General features: G+C 57.2%; 13 protein-coding genes, 1 tRNA gene and 1 pseudogene. 5 read left to right on the top strand and 10 right to left on the bottom strand.

Annotated elements, in window-relative coordinates; translation table 11 throughout:
- Positions 1–63 precede the first annotated feature (63 nt).
- Positions 64–399, top strand: coding sequence for a carboxymuconolactone decarboxylase family protein (locus AC2FND_RS07440; RefSeq protein WP_209504659.1), 336 nt, complete (start codon positions 64–66; stop codon positions 397–399).
- Between the two features lie 41 nt (positions 400–440).
- Here the strand turns inward: AC2FND_RS07440 and AC2FND_RS07435 are convergent, their stop codons facing one another.
- The 6 genes from AC2FND_RS07435 to AC2FND_RS07410 form a co-directional block, all read right to left on the bottom strand.
- Positions 441–2,948 (bottom strand): GcvT family protein, encoded by a 2,508-nt coding sequence (locus AC2FND_RS07435; protein ID WP_496768879.1) that lies wholly within the window; start codon positions 2,946–2,948, stop codon positions 441–443.
- Positions 2,949–3,090: 142 nt separating this feature from the next.
- Positions 3,091–3,369, bottom strand: a complete 279-nt coding sequence (locus AC2FND_RS07430; RefSeq protein WP_496768878.1) for a hypothetical protein — start codon at positions 3,367–3,369, stop codon at positions 3,091–3,093.
- Positions 3,370–3,455: 86 nt separating this feature from the next.
- Complete coding sequence (locus AC2FND_RS07425) at positions 3,456–4,865, bottom strand: FAD-binding oxidoreductase (RefSeq protein WP_496768876.1); 1,410 nt, start codon at positions 4,863–4,865, stop codon at positions 3,456–3,458.
- Positions 4,866–4,959: 94 nt separating this feature from the next.
- Positions 4,960–6,750, bottom strand: a complete 1,791-nt coding sequence (gene ggt / locus AC2FND_RS07420; RefSeq protein WP_496768874.1) for a gamma-glutamyltransferase — start codon at positions 6,748–6,750, stop codon at positions 4,960–4,962.
- Positions 6,751–6,861: 111 nt separating this feature from the next.
- On the bottom strand, positions 6,862–7,251 hold the full coding sequence (locus tag AC2FND_RS07415) for a GFA family protein (protein WP_496768872.1): 390 nt from the start codon (positions 7,249–7,251) through the stop codon (positions 6,862–6,864).
- 20 nt (positions 7,252–7,271) lie between these two features.
- Entirely contained in the window at positions 7,272–8,258 is a 987-nt protein-coding gene (locus AC2FND_RS07410) for a 2-hydroxyacid dehydrogenase (protein ID WP_209504665.1), read from the bottom strand.
- 198 nt (positions 8,259–8,456) lie between these two features.
- Between AC2FND_RS07410 and AC2FND_RS07405 the strand changes: the two genes are divergently transcribed.
- The 4 genes and pseudogenes from AC2FND_RS07405 to AC2FND_RS07390 all read left to right on the top strand — a co-directional run.
- Complete coding sequence (locus tag AC2FND_RS07405; RefSeq protein ID WP_480486491.1) at positions 8,457–8,918, top strand: SH3 domain-containing protein; 462 nt, start codon at positions 8,457–8,459, stop codon at positions 8,916–8,918.
- A gap of 111 nt (positions 8,919–9,029) precedes the next feature.
- Entirely contained in the window at positions 9,030–10,019 is a 990-nt protein-coding gene (locus AC2FND_RS07400) for an NADPH:quinone reductase (protein WP_496768870.1), read from the top strand.
- 90 nt (positions 10,020–10,109) lie between these two features.
- Positions 10,110–10,184: transfer RNA gene (locus AC2FND_RS07395), tRNA-Gln, on the top strand.
- Positions 10,185–10,466: 282 nt separating this feature from the next.
- Positions 10,467–10,692 (top strand): annotated as a pseudogene (locus AC2FND_RS07390) (transposase); the annotation flags it as partial.
- 9 nt (positions 10,693–10,701) lie between these two features.
- On the opposite strand, the gene AC2FND_RS07385 reads toward AC2FND_RS07390, so the two are convergent.
- The 4 genes from AC2FND_RS07385 to AC2FND_RS07370 form a co-directional block, all read right to left on the bottom strand.
- Positions 10,702–12,501: an NAD(P)-binding domain-containing protein gene (locus AC2FND_RS07385; RefSeq protein ID WP_496768868.1), complete on the bottom strand. Its 1,800-nt coding sequence runs from the start codon at positions 12,499–12,501 to the stop codon at positions 10,702–10,704.
- A 148-nt stretch (positions 12,502–12,649) separates the two neighbouring features.
- Positions 12,650–14,389 (bottom strand): sigma-54-dependent Fis family transcriptional regulator, encoded by a 1,740-nt coding sequence (locus AC2FND_RS07380; RefSeq protein ID WP_496768866.1) that lies wholly within the window; start codon positions 14,387–14,389, stop codon positions 12,650–12,652.
- A gap of 634 nt (positions 14,390–15,023) precedes the next feature.
- Entirely contained in the window at positions 15,024–15,764 is a 741-nt protein-coding gene (locus AC2FND_RS07375; protein ID WP_496768864.1) for a maleate cis-trans isomerase family protein, read from the bottom strand.
- Between the two features lie 8 nt (positions 15,765–15,772).
- Positions 15,773–16,929, bottom strand: a 1,157-nt coding sequence (locus AC2FND_RS07370) for a M24 family metallopeptidase (protein WP_496768862.1), incomplete at its 5' end; no start/stop codon positions are given.

The following is a 16,929-nucleotide window of genomic DNA, read 5'->3' as shown; positions in this document are numbered from 1 at the left end:
TCAAGGTCAACTTACCACTGCCCGCACATATTCCCGTTATCTTATATGAAAAAGGCACTCAAAATGGCTTGGCAAGAAAAGCTCTCGGCAACACGAACCAGCTTGCGCAACCTCAACGGGGCCATTCCCGACACGTCGCGCGCATTCGGCGCACTTGGGAAGGCTGTGAAGGAAGGCGGAACGCTCGACTATAAAACAAAGGAATTTATTGCGCTGGGTATGTCGGTATCGCTCCGCTGCGAGCCCTGCATTACTCTGCACACCGATGCGTTGGTCAAAGCGGGTGCAACACGCGAAGAGGTGTCCGACGTTTTGGGTATGGCCATTCAGATGGGTGGTGGGCCAGCCATGATGTATGCCGCCAAGGCGTTGGAATGTTTCGACGAACTATCCGCGTAACCAACAGAAAAGGCCCCGGAATTTCCGGGGCCTTTGATTGATCAACCGTCCTTGCGGATGGTTTCGTTTTTCGGATCGTATGGGCTGTCGCAGGTGACAACCGCATCCCACAACTTGTCCTGCATCTTGACCTTCAGCTTGGTGCCTTCGACCGCCAGTTCAGGCTTCACATAGCCCATGCCGATCGACTTCTCGAACGCGACCGAATAACCGCCCGAGGTCAGGCGACCTACACGCTCGCCTTCCGGCGTATACAGCGCCTCGCGGCCCCACGGGTCAGCATCGGCCGGACCGTCGATCAGCAAGGTGCAACACTTGACGCGCACACCGGTCTCTTCCAGCTTGGCCTTGCCGTGGAAGTCTTTCGACAAATCGACAAAGCGCGGCAGGTCGGCTTCCAGCGGGGTCGCGTCGCGGCCCAGTTCGGTGCCAAAGGCGCGATAGGATTTCTCCTGACGCAGCCAGTTCTGGGCACGGGCACCGACCAGCTTCATGCCGTGCTTTTCACCGGCTTTTTCCAACAGGTCGAACAGGTAGTTCTGCATCTCGATCGGATGGTGCAGTTCCCAACCTAGCTCACCGGTATAGGCCACGCGGATCGCGTTGACCGGGCACATGCCCAACTCGATCTGACGCGCCGACAGCCAAGGGAAGCGTTTGTTGGACAGTGCAGTATCCGGGTCGGCGTCCTTGATAACTTCTTTCAGAACGTCACGCGACTTGGGTCCGGCGATGGCGAAGACGCCCCATTGCGTAGTCACGTCCTGGATCTCGATGTAACCGAACTCCTCCATCTTGTCCTCGGCCGCTTTACGCAGGTAATCGGCGTCGTACTCGGTCCATGCACCGGCAGAGACGATGTAGTAGTTGTTCTCGCCATTGCGGACGATGGTGTATTCGGTACGAGTGGTGCCGTGCGCAGTCAGCGCGTAGGTCAGGTTGATGCGACCGACCTTGGGCAGTTTGTTGCAGGTGAACCAATCCAGGAACTGGGTGGCACCGGGGCCTTTGACGACATGCTTGGTGAAGGCCGATGCGTCGATCAGGCCAACGCCTTCGCGGATCGCCTTGGCCTCTTCGACGGCATATTGCCACCAGCCGCCACGACGGAACGAGCGTGCTTCCTTGTCGAAATTCTCGGGCGCGTCCAGCGGGCCGAAATAGTTCGGGCGTTCCCAGCCATTGACCCAGCCGAATTGAGCACCGCGGGCTTTCTGGCGATCATAGGCCGGAACGGTCCGTAGCGGACGGCAGGCTTCACGCTCTTCATCCGGGTGGTGCAGGATGTAGACATGCTCGTAGCATTCTTCATTCTTGCGCGCCGCGAACTCGGTGGTCATCCAGTTGCTGGAATAGCGTTTGGGGTCCAGCGAGGCCATGTCGATCTCGGCTTCGCCATCGACCATCATCTGTGCCAGATAATAACCGGTGCCGCCCGCAGCGGTGATGCCAAAGCTGAAACCCTCGGCCAGCCACATGTTACGCAAACCCGGGGCCGGACCAACCAGCGGGTTGCCATCCGGTGTATAGCAGATCGGGCCGTTGAAATCATCCTTCAGGCCGGATTCGGCACAGGACGGCACGCGCTCGGCCATTGCCATGTACTGCTCGGCGATCCGGTCCAGATCCAGTGGGAACAGGTCGGCGCGGAAGCTGTCCGGAACGCCGAATTCGAACTGCGCAGGGGCGCCGTGTTCGTAGATACCAAGAATCCAGCCACCGCGTTCTTCACGTGCATAGGATTCGTTGTCGGCATCGCGGACAACGGGGTGCTCTGGGTTGCCTGCTTCGCGCCATTTGACCAACTCGGGGTCTTTGTCCATGACGATAAAGGTGTGTTCGACCGGGATTGCGGGCATTTTGATGCCCAGCATCATGGCGGTGCGCTGCGCGTGGTTGCCCGACGCGGTCACAACATGTTCGGCGGTGATTACGACCTGCTCGTCGGAAGGCACCAGGTTGCCGCCCTTTTCGACCATCTTGGTGCAGGTCACTTCCCAGTGCGTGCCGTTCCAGTGAAACGCGTCAGCCTGCATCTTGCGCACGATTTCGACACCACGCTGACGGGCCCCCTTGGCCATCGCCTGAGTCACATCGGCAGGGTTAATATAACCGTCCTCGGTGTGATAGATCGCGCCCTTCAGATCCGATGTCTCGATCAGCGGCCAGCGTTCCTTGATCTGGTCCGGGGTCAGCCATTCGTATTTCACATCACAGGTTTCGGCGGTCGAGGCATAGAGCATGTATTCGTCCATACGCTCTTGCGTCTGTGCCATGCGCAGGTTGCCCACAACCGCGAAGCCTGCATTCAGGCCGGTTTCTTCCTCAAGCGTCTTGTAGAAATCCACCGAATACTTGTGGATATGGGTCGTCGCATAGGACATGTTGAACAGCGGCAACAGGCCCGCGGCGTGCCAGGTGGACCCGGACGTCAGTTCGTCCCTTTCGATCAACATCACATCATCCCAGCCCGCTTTGGCCAGATGATAGGCAATCGAGGTCCCGACGGCGCCGCCGCCTACGACCAATGCTTTGACTTGGGTTTTCATAACCGGGCGTCTCCCCTTGAAATCAGTTGACACCATATGGCGCACTTAAGGGGGAAAGCGCGACATTCATCCGACCAGTGATATGAAAAAAACGACCCGAATATCGAAAGCGGGTCGCAATTCATTCGTCCGGCCGCTGCCCTCAACCACTGGAACGGCAGCGTTTGCTTGTTCCGACTGAGACGCAGACCAATTTGCCGCTTTCGTCCGAGGGACTATTCACCGCCGGTTCCTGTGATGGCGAAGGCTGCGCCTCTGCCGCGAACCAGCCGTCAGAAAGACCAACACGCGAGGACACCGAGGCAAGATATTCTTTCATACCAAAGCCATTTTCCGATGCTTTGGCTTGCTGAACATAGTCCAGCCCTGCAACGGCCAACCCGCAGATGGCTACAAACCCCGCCAGATATTTTGCGCTCATGTCGACCACCTGTCCGTTTTCAGCCCTGCAAAAACAATACTTGTGGGCGTTTTGACGGCACAAAAAGGACCAGAGGGTGAATACGGCTATGTGTCATCCGACAAGATCTTGCCGGGATTCATAATGTTGTCTGGGTCCAGCGCGGCCTTGATCGCAGCCATGTACCGCGTGGCGGCGCCCAGTTCCCTGGTCAGATACGGTCTCTTTCCCTGCCCGATGCCATGTTCACCGGTACATGTGCCTTCCATGGATATCGCCATGTCGTTCAGCCAGCCGACAAACGCCTCGGCCTTGGTAACTTCTTCCACATTTTCCATGTCGATCAGCAGCAGCGTGTGGTAATTGCCGTCCCCCACATGGCCCACGATGGGCGCCAACAAGCCGAGGCCGGCAGCTTTTTTCTGCGTTTCGGTCACACATTCGGCCAAACGCGAGATCGGTACGCAGACATCGGTCGAAATACCCCGCGCACCGGGGCGCAGTTGCAGACACGCCCAATACATATCGTGCCGCGCCTGCCACAGTTTGTTCCGTTCTTCAGTGGTCGACGTTGCCGCAAAGTCTGTGCCACCAAATTCTTCGGCGATCTGACCAAAGGTTTCAGCCTGCTCTACGGCACCACTTTCCGAGCCGTGAAATTCCAGCAACAACAACGGTGTATCCGGCAGACTCAGCCCGGAATAGGCGTTGGCGGCCTGAACCGACAACTCGTCCAGCAACTCGATCCGGGCAACCGGGATGCCATACTGAATCGTCATCATCACCGCACGGCACGCGGCATCGACAGTCGGAAAGGAACACCGGGCCGAACTGATCGCTTCGGGGATACCCTGCAACCGCAATGTCAGCTCGGTGATGATTCCCAGCGTGCCTTCCGCCCCGATCAGAAGACGGGCCAGATCATAGCCGGCCGAAGATTTCTTGGCCCGGTGCCCGGTACGGATGATCTGACCGTCTGGCATCACGGCTTCAAGGCTGAGAACGTTGTCCTTCATCGTCCCATAGCGCACCGCATTGGTGCCCGACGCACGAGTGGCAGCCATCCCACCCAGCGACGCATTCGCCCCGGGATCAATCGGAAAGAACAGGCCCAGATCGCGCAGATGGGTATTCAACGCTTCGCGCGTGACACCGGGCTGCACGACGCAATCCAGATCCTCGGCATGAACTGCAAGCACACTATCCATTTGCGTCAGATCGACCGAGATGCCCCCCGCTGGCGCATTTACATGCCCTTCCAGCGATGTTCCTGTACCGAACGGGATCACTGGCACCCGGTGCGCCGCACAGGTTTTGACGATGTCTGAAACATCCTGCGTCGAATGCGGGAAAACCACGGCATCGGGGACTTGGTTTTCGATCCAGGTCGTGGTGTGCCCATGTTGTTCACGGACAGCGGCACCCGTTTGCAACCTGTCGCCAAAGCGCTGCTTGAGAATGCTAATTACGGTTTCAATACCAGCTTCATTCCTTGGCAATGCGGTTGCCTGCACCATTGTCATCCTCCACTGCCCCAAAAACGTTTCGGGCCTTTCAGCCTATGACTAAAAGGCCCGTTGAAAGCAGGCAATCCCCACAAATACCGAGGGTCTATTCGCCCAGCGCAATTCCTTCGCGGCGCGGGTCGGCACCACCGCTCAGCCCGTCACCGATTTCGATTGCGTGCAGCCCCGAAGTCAGGTCGCGCGCGTTGACTTCGAAACCCAACTGAGCAAGCGCGTCTGTAAATCCTTCTGCCGAAGTCGCAGCCTCGACGTCATATGTTCCGAACCGGTTGACCAAATGAGGCAGGGAAACCGCCTTCTGCACGTCCATTCCCCAATCGGCCCAGGCAATGATGGACTTGGCGACATAGCCGATAATCCGGCTGCCGCCCGGAGACCCGATAGCCAGAACCGGCTCACCATCCTGCAACACGATAGTCGGGCTCATGGATGAGCGCGGACGCTTGCCCGGCTCCAGCCGGTTGGCAATCGGCACGCCGTCGCTGTGTGTCTTGAACGAGAAATCTGTAAGCTCGTTGTTCAGCAGGAACCCGTTTGTCATCAGGCGCGACCCAAAACCATTCTCGATCGTCGTCGTCATCGACAACACATTGCCATAGCTGTCCACGATCGAGATATGCGAGGTTGACGGCAGTTCCAGCGACACGTCGTCTGCCCAAATCAAAGCATGGTCAAATTCCGGTTTACCCGGTGCGACCTCGGACAAGGCCACTTCGCTTTCCAGCAACGCTGCCCGCTGGGTCAAATAACCCGGATCAACCAGCCCCTTGGTGGGCATGGGTATGAAATCGCTATCGGCCATGTACCGCCCACGATCCGCAAAGGCGAGGCGCGAAGCATCGCCGATCAGGCGCCATGCCTCGACGCTCTCAGCGCCCATTGCTGCAAGATCATAGCTGTTCAGCATCCCCAGAATCTGCCCGACGGTCAGGGCACCCGACGACGGCGGACCCATGCCGCAAACCTCGTAGGCGCGGTATTCGGCACAGACCGGTTCACGTTCGATCACCTGGTAGAGCGCCAGATCCACCCCTGCAAGAACGCCGGGATTTCCTGGGGCATTGCGAACAGTTCGCACGATATCCGCAGCGATCTCACCTCCGTAAAAACCGGCAGCGCCATCGCTGGCCAGCACGCGCAATGTTTCGGCATAATCCGGGTTCATCAAACGCTGTCCCTGCTGTAACGGCTGACCATCAGGCAGGAAATATGCAGCTGTTTCGGGAAAGCGCGACATGCGGTCCGCATCGTTTTCTACAAGGCTAGCCAGACGCGGGGAAACAAGAAACCCTTCATCCGCCAATCGGATACCGTCGGCAAACAGTCCGGGCCAAGACGCGCGCCCCCATCTTCGGTGCGCCTCTTCCAGCAGGGCAGGCGTACCCGGTGTACCCACCGACAATCCGCCCACCACCGCATCGAAGAATTTCAGCGGCTCGCCGTTTTCATTCTGAAACAGCGTCGGGGTAGCGGCAAGGGGTGCCGTTTCGCGCCCGTCCAGCGTTGTCATCTGCCCGCTGGCCGCGTCGTACCAAACCAGAAACGCACCCCCGCCCAGACCAGAGGATTGCGGCTCAACCAGCCCCAGCACGACCTGCACGGCAACCATCGCATCCGCGGCAGACCCGCCCGCGCGCAGCACTTTGGCCCCTACCTCCACCGCCAGCGGATTGGCTGCAGCTACCATCCAGTTTTCGGATGTGACCGGAACTCCTTCAAGCTTGGCTTCGAGGGCCGCAATAACCTCGTCGGTCATCGCCTGAACCTGCCCCTCTGTCGCGCCCTCAGGGGCGACGGCGTCGGCTGTTTCCTGCGCGAACCCCGGTGTCGAAATAGTAAGTGCGGTAGTAAGCAGCAGTGCTGAAACATGTCTCATCTGATCTAACCCTCCAATACAATCTTTGTTTTCAATCCTGTAAGGATTTTGCCCCCTCTGCAACGATCAGGCATGGCAGCGTGTTATCACAGCGAAGTTTCGCCATTTCCCCTATGGTTCGGTTTCTTCGGCACAACGATCCTGAACATAGCGGACCATTCCGGCGAATTCCGGCAGCCACGCTTCGCGCCGTTTGGTCCAGCATTCATATGTCGGTGTGAATTGGTCTGGCGCGTCAAGACAGCCCAGATGCACTTCGACTTCGGCACCGCTTCGGGCAAATACCGGAGATCCGCAATCAGGGCAAAAGTACCGGTCAGAATAACCTTTCACATTTCCGGTGATCTTAACCGCATCCGCCGGAAAAATAGCCGCCGCATAAAACAACGCGCCGTGGTGTTTGCGGCAGTCCAGACAATGGCAAATCCCGACGCGAAGAGGACGACCCGAAGCTGAGACACGCAGATTCCCACAGCGGCATCCCCCTTCAAACACGTCCATCCATGATCCTTTCCGACGCGTCAGAGCATCGCAGGCACAACCTGATCCGGTGGGCGGTGGCCATCTTCGAAGGTTTTGATGTTGATGATGACCTTTTCACCCATCTCAACCCGGCCCTCCAGCGTGGCCGACCCCATATGCGGCAGTAGAACCACGTTAGGCAACTGCCGCAAGCGCGGGTTCACACCTGTTCCCTGTTCGTAGACATCCAGCCCTGCGCCCGCAATTTCACCCGCGCGGATCATCCGGGTCAAAGCGTTCTCGTCGAGAACCTCACCCCGCGAAGTATTCACGATCACTGCCGTGGGTTTCATCAGCTTCAGGCGGCGCGCGTTCATCAGGTGGAAGGTCGACGGTGTCGATGGGCAGTTGATAGATATCACATCCATACGTGCCACCATCTGATCCAGGCTTTCCCAATAGGTCGCCTCCAGCTCTTGCTCAATTTCTGGGCGCAATCTGCGGCGGTTGTGATAATGGATCTGCATACCAAACGCCTTGGCGCGGCGGGCCACGGCCTGTCCGATCCGGCCCATGCCCAGAATACCCAGACGCCGCCCGCCAATGCGACCACCCAGAAACGCGGTGGGGGCCCACCCGGTCCAGTCGCCTTGCTGCATGACGCTCAACCCTTCGGGAATGCGCCGTGTGACAGCGAGAATCAGGGCCATGGTCATATCTGCCGTGTCGTCGGTCAGCACACCGGGCGTGTTGGACACCAATATGCCGCGCTGCCGCGCCGTCGCCACATCGATATTGTCGACACCGGCCCCGTAATTGGCGATCAGCCGCAGTTTTTCACCTGCCTGACCCAATAGCCCGCCATCAATGGTATCGGTCACCGTAGGCACCAGAACATCGGCATCCTGCACCGCTGCTACTAATTCTTCACGCGTCATTGGCGTGTCGTCGTCGCGCAGGCGCACGTCAAACAATTCGCTTAACCGGGTTTCTACTGCCTCAGGCAACCGTCGCGTAACGACAACACTTAAACGTTCTCTTGGCACCTCGGCTCTCCCACTGCTTTGCAAACGGACGCGCGCCATGGCATCGTGGCGCAGGATAAGGCGGGGCACAAGAACCCCAATGGCATTGAGTCGACCTTTTTTCAAAACCGGATCAACAGGCATAAGAGCGGGCAGTCAGTGAGTGGTATTCGACCGGTAAAACGCCGATCTTTGGCGGTAGTTTCCGCATTTCTGGTCATGTTCGGTGCCTACGCCGCACATGCCGAAGTCAAACGCGGATCGGTCACCAACCTGCCCCTGCCCCGATATGTGTCGATGAAGGCAGCCGAAGGGAACGTGCGGCGCGGACCATCCCTAACCCACCGAATCGATTGGGTATTCAAAAGGCGTGGCATGCCGCTGCAGGTCACTGCCGAATACGGCAACTGGCGCAAGGTCCAAGACCGCGACGGCGCGGGTGGCTGGGTTCACTATGCCTTGTTGTCTGGCGTCCGAACGGTGCTGATCGAATCCGAGATGCTGCCTGTTTATGCCCGCCCCGACCCGACCTCGCCCGTGAATGCCCATTTCGAGACCGGAGTGGTGGCGCGCCTTGGAGCCTGTTCGCTGGACTGGTGCAGGATCACCGCCGGCGGATACCGTGGCTGGACACTGAAATCGAACCTTTGGGGCGTCGATTCTTCCGAAATTCGGGAATAGGCGAAAGACAATTTCCGGTATCCGCGGTTGCGCATCGCCCCGAAAAAGCGCGACAAGCTGTTTGAGTTACCGGCCCAATCGCCGCTTAACTCGACCTAAACGGAGGACCCTATGCGCGCAGTCACCTATTCAGCCTTCGGAGACGCTGTCGATGTCTTGCGCATACAGGATATTCCCCCAGTTCCGCCTGGACCGGGTGAAGTCACGGTCGAGTTGTCTTATTCCGGCGTAAATCCCTCGGACGTCAAGGCCCGCGCGGGAACCCGACCGGGTGTCACAGAACCTCCGTTTCCGCTGATCGTTCCGCACAGCGACGGGGCTGGAGTCATCACAGCGGTTGGCGATGGCGTACCCGCGACGCGGATTGGTCAGCGCGTGTGGATTTGGAACGGGCAATGGCAACGCGCGTTCGGTACAGCTGCCAGCCACATCACCCTGCCTGAATCTCAGGCTGTAGAACTGCCCGAGACGGTGTCACTTGAAACCGGAGCGATTCTTGGAATTCCGGGCCTTACCGCAAGCCACGCAGTGTTCTCGGGCGGCACGCCGCGCGGGCAAACCATTTTGATCCATGGTGGGGCGGGTACTGTCGGGTATCTGGCTGTCCAGCTTGCCAAATGGGCCGGAGCCAAAGTGATCGCAACGGCCAGCACCCGCAGCTTTGACCGGGTCAAGGCAGATGGTGCAGATGTCGTTCTCGACTACTCCGGTGAACACCTTTCGGATCAGATTCTCGACGCAAATGATGGACGTGCAATTGGTCGAATCGTCGATGTCGAATTTGGACAGAACCTTGACACCAACATTGCCGTCATCGCCGAAAACGGCCGTATCAACGCATATGGATCTGCCCGGAATATGACACCCGTCTTTCCCTTTGGACCCATGATGTTCAAGGCAGTGACACTCGAGGCGGTCCTGATCTACCTGCTGCCCGTAGACTTGCGCGCCGCCGCAATAAAGACACTCCACAAGGCACTGGCTGATGGCGCATTGATCTGCCCCGTACATAAGGTCTTTACACTGGAAGAATGCGCTGCGGCCCATGTGATGGTACAGGAAGGCAACCGTACCGGAGCGGTGTTGATCGATACCAAATGAGGGGCCTTCAAAAAAAAATTACGGCGCTCGCTTTTTTTGCAAAACGCTCTTGAACCCTGCCATCAACAATCGTAGATAGCCGCTCACCGTTGGGGTGTAGCCAAGTGGTAAGGCAGCGGTTTTTGGTACCGTGTATCGTAGGTTCGAATCCTACCACCCCAGCCATGATTTTCCCAAAAATCACACACGGAACAGCAAGCCGCCAGTTCTGTCGAGTTTTCAATGATTTGGCTTTCAGCGGTTCAAGCCGAGACCCGAACGTGACCGCAACAATGGTCGATTTCCAGCCGCGGTCTCAGTTCGTGATTCCGACGGTACGAGTTTAGTGAATTTGGAAGAGTCTGTGGATCAGAGCACAGCGAACTGCTTGCGAATATCTGACCAGATCGCAGGGACTCCAAACTTGATCAGGTATTCCGTGGTCAGGCCGTCAGGTTGTTCGCCTGCAGCGATGGTTTCCGGGATGCGTCAAAAGACAAAGGGATACGCGCCTGCATCCCTAGAAGAAGAAGCCCAAGGCCTCTGCAAAATACGACAAGCGGCGATACAAACGGCGTAACCACATCGAGATCTTGTTCGGCGGCCTCAAGAACTGGCGGCACGCTATGACCGATCCCCAAAGGTTTTCTTCTCGGTCATCGCGCTCGCCGCTCTCGTATTCTATTGGTTATGAACCCTGACCCTAGCTGAGGTGATGCACTTCTTGAAGGCCGTAGATCGGCGTCGGGATACCCTCCATCCGGGCCTTTATTTGCAGCGATAGGAACTGTGAATAGTGCCGGGACTGATGCAGGTTTCCGCCATGCATCCATAGATTTGGAACCTGGGTTGGCTTCCACATATTGCGTTGCTCTCCTTCCCAAGGCCCCGGATCCTTGGTCGTGTCAGACCCCAGACCCCAGCATTTCCCAAGTTGATCTGCCATTTTCTGCCCCATTAGGTCCGCGACCCAGCCGTTCATCGAGTTATACCCGGTCGCATAGACCACCAGATCGGCATCCAGATGCGTGCCGTCATCAAGGATAACTCCGGTTTCATCAAGCGCGGTGACCTGACCGCGTTTCAGCTTGATCTCGCCATCAATGATCAATTGGCTGGCCCCGATATCTATGTAATAACCCGATCCCCGGCGCAGGTATTTCATGAACAACCCGCTATCGTCATCGCCCCAATCCAACCAGAACCCGGCCTTTTCCAGCCCGTCGTAGAACTCTTTGTCCTGTTCTTTCATCGCGGCATAGGCCGGAATCTGGAATTCGTGCAGAATGTGATAGGGCAACGATGCAAAGATCAGATCGGCTTTTTCGGTCGTCATGCCAGACTGAACGGCGCGTTCAGAATACAGATCGCCCAGTCCGATCTCCATCAGGGTGTCCGAGCGGACAATATGGGTTGAGGACCGCTGCACCATTGTTACATCGGCATCGTTTTCCCAAAGTGCCGCGCAGATGTCATGGGCCGAGTTGTTGGACCCCACCACAACGACCTTCTTACCGGCCCATTTGTCGGGACCATCATGTTCCGACGAATGCACCTGTTCGCCTTTGAAAACATCCATACCCGGAAAATCAGGCATGCGTTTCTTGCCGGACATCCCCGTCGCCATGATCAGATGTTTGGGTCGCAGTACAACTTCGTCACCGTCCCGGTCCAATGTTATGGTCCATTCGCCTTTGTCTTCATCGAACGTGGCGGATTTGGCTGCCGTGCGCGTCCAATAGTTCAATTCCATCACCTTGGTGTACATCTCAAGCCAGTCACCGATTTTGTCCTTTGGTGAGAAGACGGGCCAGTTTTCCGGGAACTTGATATAGGGCAGATGGTCATACCAGACCGGATCATGCAGGCAGAGGGATTTGTAACGATTGCGCCAACTGTCGCCGGGCCGGTCATTCCGTTCAACGATGATCGTCGGAACACCCAACTGACGTAGCCGCGCGCCCATGGCAATCCCGCCCTGACCGCCGCCGATGATGACGCAATAGGGCTGTGTTTTGTAGCCCAGTTCGGCCTCTTCTTGGGCTCGTTCTTCAGCCCATGTGGTCCTATGCTTACCCGCACCGTGCTTGGCCCCAAGTGGGCGGTTGAACCCTTTGGGCTCTTCATGGCCTTTCAGCTCGACCATCGTGGTCAGCAAGGTCCATATCTTGCCATCCTTGAGGCGGATCAACCCGTAGCCGCGTGCCACTTCGGTTTCAAACTCGATCCAAGCGGTGGTAATTCCGCCGTCTTCGGTGGGCACCTCACCTTCGGCAACTTTCCAACCGCTCGGCTTGGTCGTGGCCAACTGATGCGAAAGCATATCTGCCACCTGCGCCTTGCCTTCAACCGTTTTGATATTCCAGGTAAAGCTGACCAGATCGCGCCAATAGCAATCGTCTTGGAACATATCGCACGCGGCATCGATATCACCTTTGGACAAAGCCGCACCGAAGTCATCCAGAAACCCCTGCACCTGATCCGAGAGTGTTGTGTCGAGCATGTCATCCTCCCTATCTCTACGGAGCAGAAGGCTGGCAAATCCGTGACCCTTCAGGCAAGCGGATTTGGCGTCTCAACACTTGGTGCGGTCCAAAAACGCTATGGCTTGTTGCGCGCGCAACAAGGGCGCAACAAGGGTACATATGCGTTTAATTGGGCGGTCTAAGCCCGGCCTTTCGCATTCGGCGCAGGATCGTCGATCGGTTCACACCAAGGCGCCTTGCCAGTTGGGACATGTTCCAATCGCAAGCACGCAATAATGCTTCCAGATCGTTTGAGTCCTGATTTTGCGTAGGAGCGAGCGCCGGGGCGGGCAAATCCGTCAAATCGATGATGTTGTCCTGACACAGGGCAACCGAACTGTGCAGTAGATGTTCCAGTTCACGAATATTGCCGCGCCACAAACGCGATTTCAGGTCTGCGCGGGCAGCGGTCGAGAGGCGAATATCATGGCTGGCAAACCGTCGGAGCAGACGATCAATCAGCCAATCCAAATCCGCACGGTGGCGCAAAGGCGGCAGAGACAATGTGGCCCCCGCAATCCGGTGCAGCAGATCTTCACGAAGAGCGCTCTGCAATCCCGCCGGGGACTGCCGACATGAGGCGATGATCCTTAGATCGGTACGCCGCTCCAGCAGCGCCAAAAGAGAGGCCTGCGCAGGCTTGCTAAGTTCTTCAACACCGCGCAGGAACAGAGTACCGGAACCATGAACATGGTCGAAGTCGAAGGTCTCGGTGGCGCAGCAGATTACGACATGAAAGTCCTGTTTTGCAGGGTCGGCCATGTGAATGGCACGCGCCAACTTGGTCTTGCCAACTCCGCTTTCGCCGGTCAGCAAAAGTGGCAGACTTGTTGGCGCAAGACGTGCTGCTTGATTCAACAGTTGCTGAAGACTTGCATCCGGTCCCGCAAAACTGCCAAGGGCACCAGGCAAAACCTGCTCCCGCTTGCGCAAAGCGGCGGTCATCTGGGGTGTCTGAGGGGCAACGGCATGACCATAGAGTGCGCGCCCGTCTTTGAGGTGAAGAACGCGGTCTTCGGACGGTCGACCACGCATGAACTCAGGCATCTCATCGACGCTGATCTCAAACCAATCTTGTAGTTGCGATCCGATCAACTGACCCGAACCGCTGAGGTCTAATGCGTTTCGCGCACCAGACGTCATACCAATAATTTTGCCGCTCCCATCCACCGCCACCGCCGCTTCGGGGTCGACCTCAAGAAACTCGGGACTGGTTGAAAAGCGCAGAACCCAATCCCTGCGGGTCGACGCCATCAGGTTCGCCATCTCGACCCGGCGGGCGGAATTAGTCACCAGCGTCATGGCCAGATTCTGCGACGCCTTAGGAGAGGGGCCGCGCAACAAGGACACATCCAGAACAGCTGCAAGACCACCCTTGGTGTCAAAAATAGGGGCCGCTGTACAAGACAGGGGTGTATGCGTAATCGAAAAATGATCGCCCTGATGTATCGTCACTGGCTGGCCCGTAACAATACACGACCCTACACCGTTCGTCCCTGCCAACTCTTCCGTCCATTTGAAACCCAGGTGAAGACCGGCCTTTCTGAGCTCATCCTCGAAATTCCGATCCCCGAAGAAATCGACGCATACACCGTCCGCGTCCGCAAGTAGCAGGACGTAGTTTTGCCCCGCGACCTGTGCAAACAACGATTGCAGCCCCGAGCGCGCTGTTGCGATCAGACGTTCAGATTGTTCCAAATGTTCACGAAACTGAGTGTCAGGCAGGATATGCGCGGGTTCTTGCCGCGAGGGGTCCATACCATAGGTCTCAACACAGCGTTGCCAGCTATCTGCGACAAGACGGTCACGCCCTGTATCGAACCCGCTTAAGACACGGTCAATCTCTTCTGTGTGTTGGCGATCCAACAGCTTCCCGTCCTACAATTCCTTCTTCAATTTAGCAGGACTAAAGATTCGAGCCTATGTCCAAGTTTCGTCTCGTCAAGTTGTCCTCCGTTGAACGCACAGAATCGGTCAAAGCGGGCTCGTTCCTGACCTTGTCTGCTGAGGAATATGAGCATGATATCCTAGCTCCGCCGATGTCAGTTCTGCAATGGAAGGAGGAACCACTGATGGTTGGTTCGGGGTACCTGTGACCCGGTCGGCTTTACGAACGACTGTATTTTTCAACCCGTCAATATGCACCGCGTGTCCGTGAATGGGTCAAATCGATCTGGCTCGATCCCACATCATTCGGAACCCATTCTATCAAACGAACCAAGGTCGCACACATATTTTGCAAAACCGGTCACGAGCAACCGCTTCTCGTCCAAGAGGTTCCTAAAAGGATGACAGGATACGGATATCGATTAGGACGACGATCAATGGTTTCCACATCAGAGGCACACACGGGTCGACGTGGAAAACAAATTGATACCAATTAATAATCACCGCTGCGTTTAAGACAGTAGGACAGGTATGGCTACCGCTGAAAAAACACCGGGCTTACACAGGAAAACTACGACGCGGCGTCGACGATGATACGTCCATCTTTATCACGCTATCTGAAGAGGCGCCCGAACTGGGTGCTGGTGTCCTCGATGCCGGCTAACCGAAGCATGTGCCAGGCCAACGCTTGGTTGCTCGAAAGGACTGGCACCCCGGTCGCTTCTTCTGCTCGCGCGATGACATCAAGGCATCGTAGATTCGTGCAGGATACAACCACGGCGTCACAGGGTGCTTGCGCGGCAACCTTGTTGATGGCCTCAAAGATTGACGTTTCAGTGATCCGGGCGACGACACGATCATTGCCCTCCTCGAACGAGCCGAAGCCTGCGATCTCGAAACCGGCTTCCTCAAGCTTTGCACGCATTCCGGCAGATACCTCTGGGATGTAAGGCGTTACAAAGCCCAATCGCTTGGCCTCCAGATGCTTACCGGCAGCGATGATTGCCGCCAACGGATTGGTGACGCAAGCGTCTGGGCATACGGTTTTGATGGCGTGAGCCACTTTCTCCGACCCGATCACCGTCGAGGCCGAAGTGCAGCCAAATCCGATGGCGTCAAAGCTGAGCGATGGCGGCAATAGCCGCGCTGATGCTGGCAGGTCTTGTTCCATTCGAGCCAAAGTGTCAGGCCGAATTTCGGGCACCATCGGAATTCTGCTGTGGTAAAGCGCAACCCCGTTGAGGTTCATGATCCGAGAAAACTCGTGCTCCAGAGTTTCGTCCGTCTCAAGGACAATCACACCGAGATTTGCTCGGGTACCGATACCGTCGTCAGTTTGGAAATCAAGCTTCATTGAGAGCCTCAGATGATTGGAAGTTCGGACGCAGCGCGCTCGGTCAGAAGTTCAGCGCCACCAGCGCGTACGACTAGGTTCTCCTCGTGCACCATGATCCGGCCGTCACCGTAGCTAAGCGAAGGTTCAAGGGTCAGCACCATGTTCTCGGTGATCTCGGTCGTGTCCCAAGCGGCGTGCGAAGGCCATTCAGTCAACTGCATGCCAAGCCCATGGCCCAATCTGCCCACGTCACCGCCCTGATCGTCCAGTTCAGCGATCACTTTCTGCATCGCTTGAAACAGATCACGGCAAGTGGCGCCTGGACGGGCAGCGTCAATGCCGGCTTCGGTCGCGCGCCAAAGCACGTCGTAGGCACGGCGAGAGGCGTCATCAGCGCTGCCGATGGCCCAGTTCCGGTCGAAGTCGCAGAAGTATCCATCCCAGTTAGCGCCGGAATCGAGCATCAGGATATCACCTCTGACCAGGGGGCGGCGAGAGGGGGGCGAGATAACGTCATGATAGCCACCGTTGTCTGCACCGCCGACAAGATATGGAACGTCGTCAGCGCCCTGTTCTATCCCTTCAAGCCGGAACGCCCGGAATACGTCTTCAAGTGGCTGACCTTCGTGGGCGATTTCCGGCACCCGAGCGAATGTGCGCGAACCGATGGCACAGATATGCGAGAGCTTTTCGATCTCGGCCTCGGATTTCACCATACGCAAACTGCGAACGATCCCGGTAGCGTCCGCAATCGCGAGCCCCTTGAGACCTGCTATCAGCCGTTCATAATCGCCCAACGGCATCCTCAAGTGGGTTTCATGTCCCTTCATCAGACCGATTGTATCTCCGCGTTTGGCATAGATAGACAGTAGATCGGTCAAAAGCCCGACACCGTCATCTTGAGGTGCCGGGGCACTCCAAGTGCGGATGTCAGAGATCCAGGTGCGGCGCATAAGATCGGCACCAATCTCGGGGATGATCGCAATCGGCTTGCCCGTCGCGGGTATAAACAGGAACCACGGGCGGGTTGGACTCTGCCAAAACAGCGTGTGAAACCCGCTGAAATAGCGCACCTCCGGTTCAGTGGTCAGCAGCATGCCTGCCATTCCAGCTTCGGCCATCTTTGCTTGTGCCGCTGCTGTGCGGGTTGCGTATTCTTTGTTGTCGAAGCCGCGTCGTGGGG

It is taken from the genome of Ruegeria sp. BHSB056 (assembly GCF_059613305.1).
Note: the sequence above shows the minus strand (reverse complement) of the source record. Positions and strands in the feature narration are given on the sequence as shown.

What these genes read in the sequence shown, in the direction of transcription:
- AC2FND_RS07440 (WP_209504659.1), top strand. Translation starts at nt 64, where the DNA reads ATGGCTTGGCAAGAAAAGCTCTCGGCAACACGAACCAGCTTGCGCAAC.
- AC2FND_RS07435 (WP_496768879.1), bottom strand. Translation starts at nt 2,948, where the DNA reads ATGAAAACCCAAGTCAAAGCATTGGTCGTAGGCGGCGGCGCCGTCGGG.
- AC2FND_RS07430 (WP_496768878.1), bottom strand. Translation starts at nt 3,369, where the DNA reads ATGAGCGCAAAATATCTGGCGGGGTTTGTAGCCATCTGCGGGTTGGCC.
- AC2FND_RS07425 (WP_496768876.1), bottom strand. Translation starts at nt 4,865, where the DNA reads ATGGTGCAGGCAACCGCATTGCCAAGGAATGAAGCTGGTATTGAAACC.
- ggt (WP_496768874.1), bottom strand. Translation starts at nt 6,750, where the DNA reads ATGAGACATGTTTCAGCACTGCTGCTTACTACCGCACTTACTATTTCG.
- AC2FND_RS07415 (WP_496768872.1), bottom strand. Translation starts at nt 7,251, where the DNA reads ATGGACGTGTTTGAAGGGGGATGCCGCTGTGGGAATCTGCGTGTCTCA.
- AC2FND_RS07405 (WP_480486491.1), top strand. Translation starts at nt 8,457, where the DNA reads ATGTTCGGTGCCTACGCCGCACATGCCGAAGTCAAACGCGGATCGGTC.
- AC2FND_RS07400 (WP_496768870.1), top strand. Translation starts at nt 9,030, where the DNA reads ATGCGCGCAGTCACCTATTCAGCCTTCGGAGACGCTGTCGATGTCTTG.
- AC2FND_RS07385 (WP_496768868.1), bottom strand. Translation starts at nt 12,501, where the DNA reads ATGCTCGACACAACACTCTCGGATCAGGTGCAGGGGTTTCTGGATGAC.
- AC2FND_RS07375 (WP_496768864.1), bottom strand. Translation starts at nt 15,764, where the DNA reads ATGAAGCTTGATTTCCAAACTGACGACGGTATCGGTACCCGAGCAAAT.